The following is a 15917-nucleotide window of genomic DNA, read 5'->3' on the forward strand; positions in this document are numbered from 1 at the left end:
TTAAATGCAAAATATCAGTTTTTATCTCAACGCACGACACAGCGCCTGCGTAACCATGATCCGTACCATAATAATATATTCCATAGGGTAAAAGAGGTTGATTTTCACACCAGACCTCTATTCAACATCGTTATATTTTTAGCCTACACCGGCATTGGCCCATCTTTTACCACCGTCTTCATCACCAGCGTTGAAGTCAGTCTTCGCACTCCGGGCATTCCGCTTAACTGCTCATCATAGAGCCGCTGGAAGGCTTCCAAATCCTCAGTAATCACATGCAGGATGTAATCCGGATCGCCGAACAGTCGCTGTGCCAGCGTCACATTCTTGACCTGCTGTACCGCAGACTCAAACGCCGCAACGGCCTGGCGATCGCCCTCTTTTAGCGTCACGAACACGATGGCAAAAAAGGTCAGCCCCAGCCGTTCCGGTTGAATGTGGGCGCGGTAGCCGCTTATGACCCCGGATTCTTCCAGCGCACGAACCCGCCGATGGCAGGGGGAAAGGCTTAATCCTACGCGGTCGGCCAGATCGGTTAATGACAACCGGCCGTCTGATTGCAGCTCAGCAAGAATCTTCCTGTCTATTCTGTCCATTTGGAAAAATTTACCCAATAAGGTCGAAAGTAACCACAGGTATGGAAGCACATTTCAACGCTGAAAGGATAATCTTTTCTTCCCGATTTCATCATCAGACGAGAACAACGCTGTATGAGCCCTTTTCAGGCAATAAGCAAAATACCGTGGTGCCCGCTGCTCACACTCATCGCTTAATTCACTGTAAAAACATAAGCACTCCCCCGCTAAATCAGAGAGATAGAAAAATGTCCCTGCATCTCTTCATCGCCTTCTGGGCCGTGTCCGCACTGTTAATCATCACGCCGGGCGCAGACTGGGCCTACGCTATTTCCGCCGGTTTACGTGGCCGGGCCATCGTTCCTGCTATTGCCGGGCTGCTGTCGGGGCATTTACTCGCCACGATCGTTGTGGCCATCGGCACAGGCGCACTTATCGCCAGTATGCATTCGGCAATGGCCGTTCTTACCGTAGCGGGAGCGGGTTACCTTCTGTGGCTGGGGATGGGTATGCTGCGAAATCCCTCTGTGCCTGCGGTGGCGGCAGATGCAGAACACAGCTCCGGATGGCAGTGGGCGCTGCGGGGGTTGTGCGTCAGCGGCCTGAACCCAAAGGTGTTTCTGTTGTTCCTCGCCCTGCTGCCGCAGTTCACCGACCCACAGGGATCGTGGCCCTTACCCGTGCAGATGGCCGCACTCGGCCTGCTGCATATTGTCAGCTGTTCCGTGGTTTACCTGCTGGTGGGTTACGGCTCCAGGGCCATACTGCAGACGCGTCCCAACGCCGCCCGGCTGGTCAGCCGCACCTCCGGCGTACTGATGATCGTTATCGCGCTCATTTTGATTACCGAACAGCTTATTCGCATACTCCACTAAGACGCTATTTTGCAGAAGAAGATTGACGATGGCTGGCACGACGTCGCTCAAACAAGGATGGATCCTTCCCCGCAGCGGAACACAGCTACGCAGAATAACACCCCGGGTCGGTCCTTAGCGGGCTGACCCGGTTAAGGCAACCACCACCTCTCACCTCTCACCTCTCACCTCTCACCTCTCACCTCTCACCTCTCACCTCTCACCCTGACTATATTAATTTTTATGATGATGTTGTGATTTATTAGCTCAAGCCCGCGTATTGATTGCCGCGAGGCTTGCTGATAACGTCTCTCCATTAATTTTAAATAGCGCCAACACTTTTCAAGCCAATATTTAAAATACAAATATCACTCTTAATCCCTGATTCACGGGATGGGTTACTGCGAAAAAAATATGATAGCCATAGAAAAAATAACGAAAAGCTTTTCCGGGGAACGGATATTAAAAGGTGTATCACTTTCTATTGAGGCCGGAGAGATAATTTGTATTATTGGCCCAAGCGGTTCGGGAAAAACCACTCTGCTACGCACACTCAATTTTCTTGAACCTGCCGATACGGGAACCATAGCTATTGATAATGTCGCGGTAAACTGCGAGCGCGCCAGTAAAAAGGAAATTGAGAAGCTGCGTGCTAAAACCGCAATGGTATTCCAGTCATGGAATCTTTTTCATAATCTTACCGCCCTGCAGAATATCACCGAAGGTCTGATCTACGCGCAAAAGCGTCCGCGCCATGAAGCCATCGCCACCGCTGAACGGTTGTTGAAGCTGGTAGGCCTGCTGCACAAAAAAGACAGCTACCCTAACAGCCTTTCCGGCGGGCAGAAACAGCGCATCGGCATTGCGCGCGCGCTGGCAATCCGGCCCGCCGTGCTGCTGCTGGACGAACCGACCTCCGCGCTGGACCCGGAAAAAGTTGGCGAGATCCTGTCGCTGATTCAGGACATTGCGGCACGCGGGCAAACCATGATTATCGTCACCCATGAGATGGAGTTTGCCCGTCAGGTGGCATCACGTGTGGTATTTATGGACCAGGGAGAAATCGTTGAGCAGGGCCCGCCGGAGCATATTTTTGGTGCGGCCCGCCATCAGCGGACGCAGTCTTTCCTCGCTCGCCTGCGTTATCACGCCTGAGGAGTCGATCAATGACCGCACCTACGCTTATGACGTTTGCCGACCTGACGCTGATTGTTCCTAAGCTGCTGGAAAACCTGACGGTCACGCTGGGTATTACGCTGGCCTCTCTGCTGCTGGGGCTGGGTCTTGGCCTGATCCTCACCGTGTCAGGCTACAGTCGTTCCACAGCGTTGCGGATAATGGTGAAAACCGTGACCGACGTGCTGCGCGGTGCGCCGCTGGCGCTGCTGATCCTGCTGTTTTTCTTTGGCGGCAAGCTGCTACTTTCTTCACTGGCGCTCCCTGCCGCGTTAATTAGCGATACGACCTTTGCGATTCTGGCGCTCTCGGTGGGCATCAGCCCGTATTTTGCCGAAATGATGCGCTCCGCGTGGGAAGCGGTGGATATCGGGCAGAAAGAAGCGCTGAAAAGCCTGAATATTCCCTATTCGATCGGCATAGCGCGAGTCATTTTTCCACAGGGCTTAATTATTGCCATTCCCAATTTCGGTAATTTATTAATCAACCTGGTTAAAATGACTTCACTGGTTAATATTATCGGCATTGTCGATATATTTGGCCGTGCGCAAAAAATCTCACAGAACAGTTATGGCGCTAAACAGGTAGCAGCATTTGTTAGCGTTATTCTTGTTTATTGGTTACTTAACCTGATCATCTTTTATCTCACCTCACGGATAGAGAAAAAGTATCACTATTTACTGGAGTAACCTCACTGATGTTTAGTGTTGAATTTATTCGCGATAACACCTTTTTTATTCTCAGTGCGTTGCCCATCACACTGGCGATTACGCTGCTATCGCTGTTGTTCTCTACGCTTTTAGGCGGCCTGCTGGCGTGGGTAATCATTCGTCGGATACCGGTGCTGCACTCTTTCGCCCAGATAATGATCTCATTTGGTCGATCGGTCCCCATGCTGGTGATGCTCTATTTCGTCTTTTACGTCTGGCCGTGGATAGCCAGCGCGTGGTTTGGCAGCCCGCAACAGCCGATGTATGGCTACAAGCTGGCTCCGCTGAGCGCGGCGGTTATCGCCTTTTCGGTAGTATTCAGCGCCTATTTCGCCGAGACCTTTCGCTCGGCGTGGAATGCGGTAGAAAAAAGCCAGCGTGAAGCAGCCTGGTCAGTTGGCCTGACCGGCTTTACTCAGTTTCGCCGCATTATTCTGCCGCAGGCTGCCGTTTCCGCCCTGCCCAACTACACCAGCGTGGTTATCGATCTGATTAAGGACACGTCGCTGGTTTACACCATCACGGTGATTGATGTGATGGCGAAAGCCAATATCGCCGCCGCGCGCGGGTTTCACTATGTCGAAGCCTACTGCGTGGTGCTGGTGATTTATATCGCGCTCTGTCTGGTAGTCGCCAGGGCACTGCGCAGTCTGGAGCTGTTTCTTAGCCGTCGATGGAAGAACCACGCGCATAACGTGGTGCCGTCTTACTCTTTTTGGGGGAAATATGTTGAAAAGTAAATTACTGCTGGCGAGCGCTATACTGCTGGCGCTGAATATCAGCCCGGTACTGGCGGTGGATAAAAGCCCGAATGCCGAAACCGTTGAGGTGGTCGTCAATGCCAACGGTTTCCCGTTCAGCTTCGTTGATGACAATAACAACATCACCGGCTACGACGGTGACCTGTTAAAGGTGCTGGACGCAAGGCTGAAAGACTATAAGTTCCACTATAACGCGGTATCGCGCGATGCGATGATTGTCGGATTATCGACCGGGGCCTATACGCTGGCTGCGGACCACTTTTATCTGACCAAAGAGCGCGCGGCAAAGTACGCCTGGTCCGGTGAACCTTCCGGCCTCAGCGATCTGCGCTTAATCGTGCGCAATAACGAGAACGATATTCATAATCTGAGCGATCTGGCCAGCGGCAGGAAAAAACTGGTGCCGATCCACACCTCGGATGCCCGCTACACGGTGATCGATAACTACAACCAAAAGCATCCAACGCAGCAGATCAACCTGCAGCCCAACGGCGAACAGTCTGCCGCCGATATCTTTAAAGCGGTGGCCTCCGGAGAATACGATGCAGCAATTTATCCTATTGGCGCGCTGCTGGCGTTAAATAAAGCGCTAAACCTGAATCTTAAAGCCTCAGATTCCGTCGGTCTGTTCCCGAACGTCTATCTGTATAAAAAGAACGCCGATCCGAAGCTTATCAAAGCGGTGGACAGCGAACTCGCCGCACTGAAGAAAGACGGGACGCTCGCTGAGCTGTCACGCAAGTGGTACAACGAAGACGTGTATGCGCTGCCTGGTGCCAACGACGTTAAGGTAAATACCGACTGGGAATAACGTGACAGCGGGCGACTTCAGCCCGTTTATCGTATCTGGAGATAAAACTATGCGCAGGAATAAAACGTTACTTATTGCCGGGCTGCTCTCAGTAGCTGGCGTTTGCGGTAGCTCAGCCGCCATCGCCGCCGGGCCGTCATCCCACATCGCCTGGAGCGAGCGCTGGCAGCAGCTACCGAATACGCCTGCTCCGGTCGCCGCGCTCAAACCCCACTATGCCAGTATTAACGGTATCCAGCTTTACTACGCGACGGCTGGCAAAGGCTCGCCGGTAGTACTGTTACACGGCGGGCTGGCAAACTCAGATTACTGGGGCGAGCAAGTTGCGGCGCTGGCAAAGCATCATCAGGTCATTGTGGTAGACAGCCGTGGACACGGGCGCAGCACGCGGGACAGCCGACCCTACAGCTACGATCTGATGAGCGATGATGTCGTCGCCCTGCTGGATGTACTTAAAATTCAGAAAGCAGACATCGTTGGCTGGAGCGATGGTGGCATTATCGGCATCGATCTGGCCATTCGACATCCAACTCGGGTCAATAAGATTTTCGCTTTTGCGCCAAACACGAAAACCAGCGGCGTGAAGCCGGATACCGATAAAAACCCGGTGTTCGCAAACTATATCAAACGCGCCGGTGGGGAATATCGCCGACTGTCTAAAACACCCGACCAGTACGATGCCTTTGTTGAGCAGATTAGCCATATGTGGGCTTCGCAGCCAAACTGGAGCGACAGCGAACTGCAAAAAATTCACACGCCGGTGCTGATTGTTGACGGCGATCGGGACGAGGCCATTGTTCGCCAGCATCTGGAATATATCGCCGACACCATACCCGGAGCAGGACTGCTGATTCTGCCCAATACCAGTCACTTCGCCTTTATTCAGGCACCGGAAGAATTTAACCAGGCCATTATTAACTTTATTGACTATAAATAAGTAATATTAGATTTCGGGGTGCCCCCCCGAAATTTATTAATATAAATGATAAAATTGATGGGATTTTTCGGATTAACAGCACAAAAAATGATATTCATATCTTCAACCCACTTTCAATAATAGCCAGCCCCCTCTTCCTGGTGTATAAAAATACCTTCGATTCGAACAGGATGCCCGAGGAAGATGTCCAGACCGACAAAACTCTATGTTCCCCATATTCTGGATGCAGCGGATATTCCACCCGATGAACGCTATCAGAGAATATCGCAGAATATCAGCTGCTATGGCATTGACGTTGTTGACGATCGCCGCCCGGAAGAAATTATCGCGCAGCATAAAACCATTTCCGGTGTAGAGGGCGATTTTTGCAGCGCTTATGGCTCGCGAAATATTACCGTTTTCGATCCGCACAAAACCGCACAGTCATCGCTGTACTTCTCGCTTTTACTGGAAGGATCGCAAATCATCAGCGGCAGGCAGAAATCCACCGCTACGGAGGTGACGTCCGGCTCGCTAATGGTGCACGAGCGCAATGATTACTACACCTATCGCAGCGATGACGTACGGCAGCTGTATCTGATCCCGGATATTGAAGCCGTAAAGGAGATTTTTGACGGTAAACTACCCGGCCCGATGCTCTCTATGGAAAACCATCACCTGATGGCGTTTATGAAATCGCATATGCTGCTGCTGCACAGCCATTCCGCCTCGCTGAATGCGAAATCGACCTCGCTGATCCTTGACGGCCTGCATGATATGGCATTACTGATGCTGGCCGATGTTGCCAGAGAAACGGGACTGATTTCTACCGGGAGTCTTTGCCACGTTTATAATGCCGCCCGATCGTATATCGCGCAGAATTATTCCAATCCGGCCTTATCCCCCGACCATATATCGCTGGAATTGCGCTATTCCCGTTCCAGCCTGGATCGCGCGTTCAAAGAGCAAAGAACGACGGTGATGGCGATAATTAAGGAAATACGTCTGATTAAAGCGCGTGAAATATTGGAAACCGATATCCATCTCAGAATTGAACAGGTTGCCTGGCGCTGCGGATTCAGCAGCTCATTTATTTTTAGTAAAAACTTTCGTGATAAATATAAAGTCCCGCCCACGGTGTGGCGAGATAATTTTAATCAATCAGCGTAGATGTGAATGCCACTCGTCACCGTGCAACCCGCAGAAACTCCTGCTGCAACCAGCGTTTAAATGCCGTGATATTGTCGCGCCCGGCCTTGTCGGCACTGGTCACAAAATAGTATTTCCCGCCAGGCAGACTGCCCGGTAGTGCAATATGCAGCAGCTTTTGCGCCAAAGCGTGCTGCACCAGCAGTTCACTGGCCAGCAACACGCCCTGTCCGGCGATCGCGGCCTGAATCGCATGCATCTCATCATCAAAATGAAGACCGGACTTCACTAACAACTCGTTGGGGCCAAAAGCGTCCTTCCAGTGCTGCCAGCTGGGTTCGTGGGTGGGTATCAGTCGATTTTCAATATGAAACAGCGTCTGCCCGATCAGGTCTTTCGGCTGTTTAATACCCAGCGTCGGGCTGGCTATCAGCACAAAACGATCCTCATACAGCAGCGTGTTATCCAACGTATCGTCCGGACGCATACTATAGCGAATCGCACAGTCGGCTTTATCACCGCGTACATCCACCAGCTCGGTTCCACTATGCAGACGAAGTTCCAGCTCCGGCAGCTCGGCGTTCAGCTGCGGCAGGCGGGGCACCAGCCAGTTGGTTAAAAAGTTCGAGGTGGTGCTCAGCGTCATCGCAGCCGATCGGTCTGACCCGCTAAGGGTGTCAACGGCTTCGCGCAGCGTAGCAAAGATGTTGCCGGAGGCGCGAAACAGGATCTCTCCGGCGGGAGTCATGGCGACCGATCGCGCCGAGCGAATAAACAGCCGTTGGCCGAGCGACTCCTCCAGTACGCGGATTTGATGGCTGATAGCGGTTGGCGTAACGCCAATTTCCTCTGCCGCCAGTTTAAAGCTGGCGTGGCGGGCAACGGTATCAAAAGCGCGGATGGCGGTAAGCGGTGGCAGTCGGCGTGACTTCATAGCTGAAACTAACTCATTTATGGCTGAATAATATGACTTTGATTGTGCCATAACACAGGAATTAATCTGTTATCTGTCGCAGAAAAAGATGAATTAGATTCATCAAAAGACTCAACAGGAACAGCTTATGACCGATATACACCCCGACTCTATCCGCGCCCGAACGGATTTCCCTTACCGCGCGCTGCTGGCACCCGGCATCGCCCAGGCGCTGATCGCCCTGGATTACGCCATTGTTTACGTTGCCCTGCCCACGCTGGCGCAGCGGCTTCATCTTTCAGCCAGCGAGATGCAGTGGGTGGTATCACTGTACGGCCTGACGTTTGCCGCCCTGCTGCTGAGCGGTGGCGCACTCTGCGATCGGCTGGGGGCCAGGCGGATGTTTATCGCCGGCATGGGGCTGTTTTTATTCGCCTCGCTGCTGGGTGGTCTGGCACAGAGCGGTGTTCTGTTACTGGCCGCACGCGGTGGTCAGGGGATCGCCGCCGCACTGCTGCAACCAACGGTGCTGGCGCTGATGGCTCAGCGTTTTAGCGGTGAGTCTCATCGCCGCGCGCTGGCGATCTGGAGCGCTATCGGCGCATCCGGGCTGGTTGCCGGTGTTATCCTCGGTGGTGCGCTGACCGCATTGAGCTGGCGGGCGATTTTCTTTATCAACCTGCCGCCGGGACTGCTGGCGCTGTGGCTGGTCAAACGACATTTTCTGGCTGCTGGCAAGCAGACAAGCCTGTCGGACTTAAAGATGGGGCCGGGCGTCACCTCAAGCGGTCATTCAGCAGGAAAAATACACAGGCCGATCTTCCGCTTGCTCCATGGCAGCGCTGCGGTTATCGGCTGCGCGGCGGCCGGTACGCTGGTGTGGGCACTCATGCGTTATGCGGAAAGCGGGGAGGCGGATTTCCTCGCCAATCGCCTGGCGGCGGCGGCGATCCTGCTGTTTATTCTGCACGAACGCTATGCGCCACAGCCGCTGCTGCCGCGATCGCTGCGGATCCTGCCCGGTCTGCAAACGGGATGGCTCAGCAGCGCCTGCTATATGGCCAGCGTCGGCAGCCAGTTTTTCGCCATGACCCTGCTGTGGCAGCAGAGCCAGCATCTTGATGCCGTCACCACAGGGCTGCTGTTTACCCCGTTGGCGCTGCTGATCGTGCTCGGCAACGCGTTGTACAGCAGGCTGAGCGTCCGCTTTGCCGGTTCCTGTCTGTTAATAGTTGGCTTTGCCGCCGCCGGGCTGGGGCTGTGGCTGCTGTCCGTGAATCTGACCGATCCACTTTCGCCTTCGTTCATTAGCGGGATTGTCCTCAGCGGGCTGGGCCACGGGCTGATTTATCCGGCGATGTTTGCCGTCGGGCTGGCGGCCGTCTCCGAACCGCAGCAAGGCCGCGCCAGCGCACTGATCGTCACCAGCCAGTATATTGCCGGTGCGATAACGCTGGCGGTCATCGCAGTGCTGCTCGGCACGCAGCCGGAGATTGCCGCCTGGCAGGAAGTATTCCGCGTGCTGAGCGGCGCGGCACTGGTCGGGATGCTGATTGCGATCTGCGCCGATCGCTCCGCTGAGAGCAGTTAACCCGGCGTTGTGCCTTCAACGGCGCGCTTTGCACCCAGTGACAAAATCATGAATAAAGCGATAAGCAACAAACACGCAGCCCAGATGTGATGCCCGATCAATCGTCTGAAACGCCAGCCTGGCATTTCCGGATCGGGCGACTAATTCGCCCAGCGCGCGGCAGCAGATAATCTCATCTTCCGCAGCGGCCAGTATCAGCGTGGCAATCGGTAATGCGGCCAGCTGCTTGCCCGGATGGCGCGGCGTCAGGGCATTGGCCATATTAACGCTGTAGTGGCGGACCAGACCCGCAGGTGGCTCAGGCACCGCCGCAGGGAACAGCAGGCTGACGCCCTGCGACTGCCCCATCAGCCTGCCACCGCTAAGCGCATTGACCACAAACGGCCACTGCCGCACGCGGGCAAACGGTGCTGACGTCTTCTTCGCCGTGGCGGAAAACGGCCCCAGCTCCGGTGCCAGCAAAATCAGGCTGTCCGCCCGTTCGGTGAAGGGAAAACGTGTGAGGGAGTTCAGCAGCATGCCGGCTCCGCTGGAGTGCCCCAGCAAATGGCGACGTGCGTTGGGAAAAAGACGGCGCATTTCGGCCAGCAGCAGATCAACATCCTGCCAGATGCGGTCAGGTCGGGCGACCGTACCGCGCTCACCCGTAGAAAAACCGTGCCCGCGAATATCAACCACGCAGGCCGCAACAGGCCCTTCGGCGCAGAGCTGGCGAGCAATAACGTCGTAGCCTGCATCGCCGCTTACGCCGCCGCCATGATAAATCACCACCACATCCTCAGGCTCTTCGCTCTGCCTGAAAAGCCGGTAGTGCAGCCCTTCCACCTGGCCAGTATTTATCACAGCCGTATCGGGCAGGGCTGCACGTAACGAATCGGTTTGTGCAATATAGTCTTTAAAATCAATCACGCGGCAGCTTCCTGGCGATTTGTCCATTTTCGCCGTCAGCATGGCAGATGCCGAAGCCAGCGTAAACCGCCGGGTTACTGCCCGCTTCAAAATCCTTCTGAAACAGACAGCCCCGCGGAGCCTGCCGCGCCCTTGGCTGGCAGATAACTCCGCATCTTCTTCATGATCCCGCGTGCTTAAGCCGCGTTCCGGCGCTGGCTTAAGGCATAGAACAGCACCACCACGAAGCACAGCAGCGGCAGACCGTATGAGACAGCGGTGCTGAGCTTGTCGGAAATCAGCCCCATAAAGTAAGGCATGATCGCCCCGCCGACGATGGCCATAATCATAAACGAGCTGGCCTGTTTGGTGGCATTACCGAGGTTTTTCACCCCCATGGCGAAAATGGTCGGGAACATGGTGGACATAAAGAAGAAGATCGCCACCAGCGCGACCACCGAGACATCGCCCAGACCAAGCATCACCACGCCGCAGAGCACGATGTTGATTGCCGCATAGCTGGCGAGGATCAGCGCCGGTGCCACACGGCCCATCAGCCAGGTGGAGAAGAAGCGGCCCAGCATAAAGCAGATCATCGCCACCGAGAGCATGTAGGATGCACTCTGGTTGGTCACGCCGTGCCAGTGCTCGGTGGCATAGTTGATAAAGAAAGCCCCGACGCCGACCTGAGCCGCCACGTAGAAGAACTGCGCGACCACGCCGCCAACAAAGTGCTTCTGCTGCCACAGTGAAGTATTACCGTGCTGAGCCGCTGCCTCTTCCGACTCGCGGATATCCGGCAGCGCGGTGCGCTTGAACAGGAAGGCGATGCCGATCACCACGCAGGCAATCGCCACATAGGTCATTTTCACCGTATCCTGCGCTTCATCCGCCGTGGTCTGCGAGAAGAACAGCGTGCCGCCGATCATCGGCCCGACAAACTGGCCCAGGCCGTTAAACGACTGCGCCAGGTTAAGGCGGCGTTCCGCACCGTTCGGGTCACCCAGCACGGTGGCGTAAGGGTTCGCCGCCGTCTCCAGGCAGCCCAGCCCACAGGCCAGTACGAACAGCGCAAACAGGAACATCATAAAGTTATTCACCATCGCCGCAGGCACAAACAGCAGCGCGCCGACGGCGTACAGCATCAAACCGGCCAGAATACCGGCTTTGTAGCCCCGGCGGCTCATAAAGTAGCCCGCCGGCATTGCCACCAGGAAGTAGGCACCAAAGTAGGCACCCTGTAACAGGCCGGACTGCGCTTTGGTCACGTGCAGCGTTTCCTGGAAATGCTTGTTCAGGACGTCAAGCAGGCCGTATGACACGCCCCACATAAAAAACAGCGTGGTGATCAGCATAAACGCCCAGCGTACACTGACGCTCCCGCCGCTCCCGATGCTTGATGACATCCGGATTCGTTCTGTAGACATAGTTATATCCTCATAGCGTACTTGTAGGGTGGTAAGAGTTTTTATTGGTCCTGCAAAGAGAATATTCGCGCCATCGCCACCCATTTTTCGCCGCTGGCGGTCCACGGGGTGGGATTCTGGTATTGCCACATCTGTTCTTCCCAGCGCTGAACGATTGGGTTGTTCAGCGCTGCCTGATTAAAACGTTCTCCGTCAAAGCGTTCGTCCACCTCCAGAATCATAAAAAGCCGGGTGCCGAGGCGATAAATTTCCATATCGACCACTCCGTGCTGCCGGATATGTGCCGCCACCTCCGGCCAGATACGCTGATGCAACCGCTGGTATTCGGCGATTTTTTCCTCGCTGTCTACCAGGTCCAGCGCCTGGCAGAACCGCTGCGTGCGGCCGCTCACAGCAGCGCCCGGTCAAGATGCAGATAGCCGCCGTCAACGCTCAGCCACTCGCCGGTGGTGTGCGAGGCGCGCGGCGACAGCAGGAATACCACGGTGTTGGCAATTTCTTCCGGGGTCGTCATGCGCTTGCCGAGCGGAATACGTTCATTGATTTTCTCCAGCTGGGCGGTGGGATCGTCAAAGCTGGCGATCCACTGTTCGTACAGCGGGGTCATCACCTCGGCCGGAACCACCGCATTCACCCGCACGCCGCTTTCACGCAGGGACACCGCCCATTCGCGGGTCAGCGACAGAATAGCCCCCTTCGCCGCACAGTAGCCGCTGGTGCCGCCCTGCCCGCTCAGCGCGGTTTTTGAGGCGATATTCACCACTGCACCCCGACTGTTTTCCAGCGCCCGCTGGCAGAAATGGGTCATCTGGTAGTAATGGAGCAGGTTTTTCTCCAGCGAGGAAACAAACGCTGCCCGCCCGGCCTCCAGCCCGACGCCGTCGTTTACCCCGGCGTTATTCACCAGCGCATCCACCCGGCCAAAGCGCTTCATTACCTGTTCAACCGCCGTGCGGCAGTTCTCTTCATCACAAAGATCGGCGATCACCGTTTCCACCGCGGGCTGCAAGCGCCGCACATCCGCCAGCCAGATCTCGTCCGGCATGCGGTTGGTGACAATCACCGGGATCGCCCCTTCCTCCGCCAGCAGTTTTGATATCGCCGCCCCGATCCCGGAGCCGCCACCGGTGACAATCACCACTTTATCTTTTAAAAACAGATCCACTTTCGCCTCCTGTCAGGCCATAAACGCGGGCCGCGGTTGTTCCCCAAATCTGCGCCTGTTCGTCCAGTGAGAGGGCATCTGTTGCATCCTCCAGCAGCTGACTGACCTCATCGTATTCCGCCGCCAGCAGGCACACCGGCCAGTCGGAGCCGAACATCAGGCGCTGCGGGCCAAACCGCGCCAGCGCTTCCTCAATAAACGGGCGCAGCTGAGCCGCGCTCCACCGCCCCTCGGGGGCTTCCGTCACCAGCCCGGACAGCTTGCAGACCACGTGCGGCATCGCTGCCAGCTCGGCGACCTGCTCGCCCCAGGCCGTTGCGCCACGCGCGATATCGGGTTTCCCCAGATGATCCAGCACCAGCCAGTGTTCATCATGCCGCGCGGCAAAAGCGGTTAACTCCGGCAAATGCCGCCAGGTCACCAGCATGTCCCAGGCGTAACCCTGCCGCTGTAGCTCACTCATCCCGGCAGCGACCGCAGGCTGATGCAGCCAGCGGGCCGGGTCCGGTTCATCCTGCACCAGGTGCCGGAAGCCGCGCAGGCGCGGGTGGCGCAGCGTTTCCAGCTGACGGGTCAGATCGGCGGCGGTGATATCCACCCAGCCAACCACCGCATCCGCCTTGCCGCGTGACTCCGCCCACTGCAACAGCTGCGCCGTCTCGTCCAGACTTTGCCGCGCCTGAACGGTAATCGCGCCGTCAAAATCCCGCCCCGCCAGCAGCGGCGTCAGGTCAACCGGCAAAAAGTCCTGTCGCAGCTGCATCATCTGCGCGTCAATCCACGGAAAATCCGCCGCCCGATAGCGCCAGTAGTGCTGATGGGCATCAATACGCACCGTTATGCTCCCTCGCCCTGAAAGCGGTACTGTGCCAGCGAGGCGGGATGCATTTCGATGGAGAAACCGGGTGCCGTCGGCGGCATATAGGCCGCACCGCGAATGTCGCACGGATGCAGGAAGTGCTCGTGAAGATGGTCGACAAACTCGATCACCCGCCCTTCATGCGTCCCGGCGATGCAGACGAAATCAATCATCGACAGGTGCTGGACGTATTCACACAGCCCAACGCCGCCCGCGTGCGGGCAAACAGGCAGGCCGTATTTTGCCGCCATCAGCATCACCGCCAGCACCTCATTGACGCCCCCGAGGCGGCAGGCATCGATCTGCACCACATCGATGGCTTCACGCATGATGAACTGCTTAAACAGAATACGGTTCTGGCACATTTCGCCGGTGGCGACCTTAATCGGATGCACCCCTTCGCGGATTCGGCGATGGCCCTCCACGTCGTCGGGGCTGGTTGGCTCTTCGATAAACCACGGTTCGGCAAACGCCAGCTCCTTCACCCAATCCACCGCCTCGTTGACCTCCCACACCTGATTGGCATCGATCATCAGCTGGCGGTGCGGGCCGAGCACGTCGCGGGCTATCGCCACGCGGCGCTTGTCGTCGGCCAGGTCGCGACCCACCTTGAGTTTGATATGCGAAAAGCCCGCATCCACCGCTTCCTGGCACAGGCGACGCAGCTTGTCGTCGTCATAGCCCAGCCAGCCCGCCGAGGTGGTGTAGCAGGGATAACCGTTTTCCTGCAGATCGGCGATGCGCTGCGCTTTCCCGGCCTCGCGGGTGGCCAGCAGATCCAGCGCCTCGGCTGGAGTGATGCAGTCGGTCAGATAGCGGAAATCGATGCAGCGCACCAGCTCCTGCGGTGACATATCGGCCACCAGCCGCCACAGCGGTTTGCCTGCCGACTTGGCCCACAGATCCCACACGGCATTGACCACCGCGCCGGTCGCCAGGTGCATCGCGCCCTTATCCGGGCCGATCCAGCGCAGCTGACTGTCGCCGGTGATCTCCCGCCAGAACTGCCCCATGTCGGCGGTGATATCCGCCAGTCGCCGCCCCACCAGCAGATGCTGCATGGCGCGGATCGCCGCACAGCAAATCTCGTTGCCGCGCCCGATGGTGAAAGTCAGTCCGTGGCCGCTCAGCGCCGGGTTATCGGTTTCGATAATCACATAGGCGGCGGAGTAGTCCGGGTCCGGGTTCATCGCATCGGAGCCGTCGAGATGCTGCGAGGTCGGGAAACGGATATCTTCTACGCGCAGGGCGGTTAATGTAGTCACAGTGATTCTCCAACGGTGGTTTGACGCTGTTCACCCAACCCTTCGATACCCAGACGCATGGTCTGGCCCGCACGTAAATAAACCTGCGGGGTCTGACCCAGCCCGACGCCCGGCGGTGTGCCGGTTGAAATCACGTCACCCGGCTGCAGGCTCATAAAGCGGCTGAGATAGCTGATAATCTGCGCCACGGTGAAAATCATCGTGCGCGTGTTGCCGTTCTGATAGCGATGGCCGTCCACTTCCAGCCACAGATTAAGCTGCTGCGGATCGGCAATTTCATCGGCGGTGACCAGCCACGGGCCGATCGGGCCGAAGGTATCGCAGCCTTTGCCTTTGTCCCAGGTGCCGCCGCGTTCAAGCTGGTATTCGCGTTCGGAGATATCGTTAATCACGCAGTAGCCCGCAACGTGATTCAGGGCATCGTCCTCGCTGATGTAGCTGCCGCCCTTGCCGATCACCACGCCCAGCTCCACTTCCCAGTCGGTTTTTACCGAGCCGCGCGGAATGCGCACCGCGTCGTTTGGCCCGACCACCGAGCTGGTCCACTTGCTGAACACCACCGGTTCGGCGGGAATCGCTGCGCCGGTTTCCGCCGCGTGATCGGCGTAGTTCAGGCCGATGCAGATAAACTTACCGATGTTGCCCACGCAGGCCCCAATTCGCGGGGTGCCGTCAATTTTCGGCAGGGTATGAATGGGCAGATGACGCAGCTTTTCCAGCGACTGCGGCAGCAGAACCTCCCCGGCAATATCGTCGACATAGCCGGAGATATCGCGCAGCGCGCCGGTTTCATCAACGATAGCCGGGCGCTCCTGGCCAGGTTCACCAATACGAACTAATTTCATGCCGAGCTCCTT

17 protein-coding genes are annotated in these 15917 nt (G+C 56.6%); 8 read left to right on the forward strand and 9 right to left on the reverse strand.

Features of this window, described 5'->3' with window-relative positions:
• Nucleotides 1-143: 143 nt before the first annotated feature.
• Nucleotides 144-596 (reverse strand): Lrp/AsnC family transcriptional regulator, encoded by a 453-nt coding sequence (locus tag IBT47_RS05870; RefSeq protein WP_105591638.1) that lies wholly within the window; start codon nucleotides 594-596, stop codon nucleotides 144-146.
• A 227-nt stretch (nucleotides 597-823) separates the two neighbouring features.
• On the opposite strand from IBT47_RS05870, the gene IBT47_RS05875 reads away from it, so the two are divergent.
• From IBT47_RS05875 to IBT47_RS05905, 7 genes are all read left to right on the forward strand, one after another.
• Nucleotides 824-1450, forward strand: a complete 627-nt coding sequence (locus tag IBT47_RS05875) for a LysE family translocator (protein ID WP_200559750.1) — start codon at nucleotides 824-826, stop codon at nucleotides 1448-1450.
• A 393-nt stretch (nucleotides 1451-1843) separates the two neighbouring features.
• A complete protein-coding gene (locus IBT47_RS05880) occupies nucleotides 1844-2584 on the forward strand; it encodes an amino acid ABC transporter ATP-binding protein (protein WP_200559751.1) in 741 nt (246 codons plus the stop codon).
• 11 nt (nucleotides 2585-2595) lie between these two features.
• The gene (locus IBT47_RS05885) at nucleotides 2596-3294 is read left to right on the forward strand and encodes an ABC transporter permease subunit (RefSeq protein ID WP_200559752.1); all 699 of its coding nucleotides are present in this window, start codon (nucleotides 2596-2598) and stop codon (nucleotides 3292-3294) included.
• Between the two features lie 8 nt (nucleotides 3295-3302).
• On the forward strand, nucleotides 3303-4055 hold the full coding sequence (locus IBT47_RS05890) for an amino acid ABC transporter permease (protein WP_200559753.1): 753 nt from the start codon (nucleotides 3303-3305) through the stop codon (nucleotides 4053-4055).
• Nucleotides 4045-4887: a transporter substrate-binding domain-containing protein gene (locus tag IBT47_RS05895; protein WP_200559811.1), complete on the forward strand. Its 843-nt coding sequence runs from the start codon at nucleotides 4045-4047 to the stop codon at nucleotides 4885-4887. The genes IBT47_RS05890 and IBT47_RS05895 overlap by 11 nt, the downstream gene beginning before the upstream one ends.
• 49 nt (nucleotides 4888-4936) lie before the next feature.
• Nucleotides 4937-5824, forward strand: a complete 888-nt coding sequence (locus IBT47_RS05900; RefSeq protein ID WP_200544233.1) for an alpha/beta fold hydrolase — start codon at nucleotides 4937-4939, stop codon at nucleotides 5822-5824.
• Between the two features lie 183 nt (nucleotides 5825-6007).
• Nucleotides 6008-6973 carry an AraC family transcriptional regulator gene (locus IBT47_RS05905; protein ID WP_200559754.1) on the forward strand — a complete coding sequence of 322 codons (966 nt, stop codon included), beginning with the start codon at nucleotides 6008-6010 and terminating at the stop codon, nucleotides 6971-6973.
• A 16-nt stretch (nucleotides 6974-6989) separates the two neighbouring features.
• On the opposite strand, the gene IBT47_RS05910 is transcribed toward IBT47_RS05905, so the two are convergent.
• Nucleotides 6990-7886, reverse strand: a complete 897-nt coding sequence (locus tag IBT47_RS05910) for a LysR substrate-binding domain-containing protein (protein WP_200559755.1) — start codon at nucleotides 7884-7886, stop codon at nucleotides 6990-6992.
• Nucleotides 7887-8013: 127 nt separating this feature from the next.
• On the opposite strand from IBT47_RS05910, the gene IBT47_RS05915 reads away from it, so the two are divergent.
• Nucleotides 8014-9456: an MFS transporter gene (locus IBT47_RS05915; protein WP_200559756.1), complete on the forward strand. Its 1443-nt coding sequence runs from the start codon at nucleotides 8014-8016 to the stop codon at nucleotides 9454-9456.
• Between the two features lie 15 nt (nucleotides 9457-9471).
• Here the strand turns inward: IBT47_RS05915 and IBT47_RS05920 are convergent, their stop codons facing one another.
• The 7 genes from IBT47_RS05920 to IBT47_RS05950 form a co-directional block, all read right to left on the reverse strand.
• Nucleotides 9472-10365, reverse strand: a complete 894-nt coding sequence (locus IBT47_RS05920; protein ID WP_370569861.1) for an alpha/beta hydrolase — start codon at nucleotides 10363-10365, stop codon at nucleotides 9472-9474.
• Nucleotides 10366-10541: 176 nt separating this feature from the next.
• A complete protein-coding gene (gene fucP / locus IBT47_RS05925) occupies nucleotides 10542-11771 on the reverse strand; it encodes an L-fucose:H+ symporter permease (RefSeq protein WP_200544241.1) in 1230 nt (409 codons plus the stop codon).
• A 41-nt stretch (nucleotides 11772-11812) separates the two neighbouring features.
• Nucleotides 11813-12163, reverse strand: a complete 351-nt coding sequence (locus tag IBT47_RS05930) for an L-rhamnose mutarotase (protein WP_200559757.1) — start codon at nucleotides 12161-12163, stop codon at nucleotides 11813-11815.
• Nucleotides 12160-12936, reverse strand: a complete 777-nt coding sequence (locus IBT47_RS05935; RefSeq protein WP_200559758.1) for an SDR family oxidoreductase — start codon at nucleotides 12934-12936, stop codon at nucleotides 12160-12162. The genes IBT47_RS05930 and IBT47_RS05935 overlap by 4 nt, the downstream gene beginning before the upstream one ends.
• Entirely contained in the window at nucleotides 12914-13771 is an 858-nt protein-coding gene (locus IBT47_RS05940) for an amidohydrolase family protein (RefSeq protein WP_200559759.1), read from the reverse strand. The genes IBT47_RS05935 and IBT47_RS05940 overlap by 23 nt, the downstream gene beginning before the upstream one ends.
• Before the next feature lie 2 nt (nucleotides 13772-13773).
• Nucleotides 13774-15060 (reverse strand): L-fuconate dehydratase, encoded by a 1287-nt coding sequence (locus tag IBT47_RS05945; RefSeq protein WP_200559760.1) that lies wholly within the window; start codon nucleotides 15058-15060, stop codon nucleotides 13774-13776.
• Nucleotides 15057-15905 (reverse strand): fumarylacetoacetate hydrolase family protein, encoded by an 849-nt coding sequence (locus IBT47_RS05950; RefSeq protein WP_200559761.1) that lies wholly within the window; start codon nucleotides 15903-15905, stop codon nucleotides 15057-15059. Before IBT47_RS05950 ends, IBT47_RS05945 begins: the two co-directional genes overlap by 4 nt.
• Nucleotides 15906-15917: the final 12 nt, after the last annotated feature.

Source organism: Erwinia sp. S43 (assembly GCF_016624745.1).
In the GTDB taxonomy this organism is placed as follows: Bacteria; Pseudomonadota; Gammaproteobacteria; order Enterobacterales; family Enterobacteriaceae; genus Erwinia; species Erwinia coffeiphila.

Bases quoted from the DNA above. Each gene is read 5' to 3' on its own strand.
- IBT47_RS05885 (WP_200559752.1), top strand. From the start codon at position 2,596: ATGACCGCACCTACGCTTATGACGTTTGCCGACCTGACGCTGATTGTT.
- IBT47_RS05870 (WP_105591638.1), bottom strand. From the start codon at position 596: ATGGACAGAATAGACAGGAAGATTCTTGCTGAGCTGCAATCAGACGGC.
- IBT47_RS05880 (WP_200559751.1), top strand. From the start codon at position 1,844: ATGATAGCCATAGAAAAAATAACGAAAAGCTTTTCCGGGGAACGGATA.
- IBT47_RS05905 (WP_200559754.1), top strand. From the start codon at position 6,008: ATGTCCAGACCGACAAAACTCTATGTTCCCCATATTCTGGATGCAGCG.
- IBT47_RS05875 (WP_200559750.1), top strand. From the start codon at position 824: ATGTCCCTGCATCTCTTCATCGCCTTCTGGGCCGTGTCCGCACTGTTA.
- IBT47_RS05900 (WP_200544233.1), top strand. From the start codon at position 4,937: ATGCGCAGGAATAAAACGTTACTTATTGCCGGGCTGCTCTCAGTAGCT.
- fucP (WP_200544241.1), bottom strand. From the start codon at position 11,771: ATGTCTACAGAACGAATCCGGATGTCATCAAGCATCGGGAGCGGCGGG.
- IBT47_RS05950 (WP_200559761.1), bottom strand. From the start codon at position 15,905: ATGAAATTAGTTCGTATTGGTGAACCTGGCCAGGAGCGCCCGGCTATC.
- IBT47_RS05890 (WP_200559753.1), top strand. From the start codon at position 3,303: ATGTTTAGTGTTGAATTTATTCGCGATAACACCTTTTTTATTCTCAGT.
- IBT47_RS05910 (WP_200559755.1), bottom strand. From the start codon at position 7,886: ATGAAGTCACGCCGACTGCCACCGCTTACCGCCATCCGCGCTTTTGAT.
- IBT47_RS05915 (WP_200559756.1), top strand. From the start codon at position 8,014: ATGACCGATATACACCCCGACTCTATCCGCGCCCGAACGGATTTCCCT.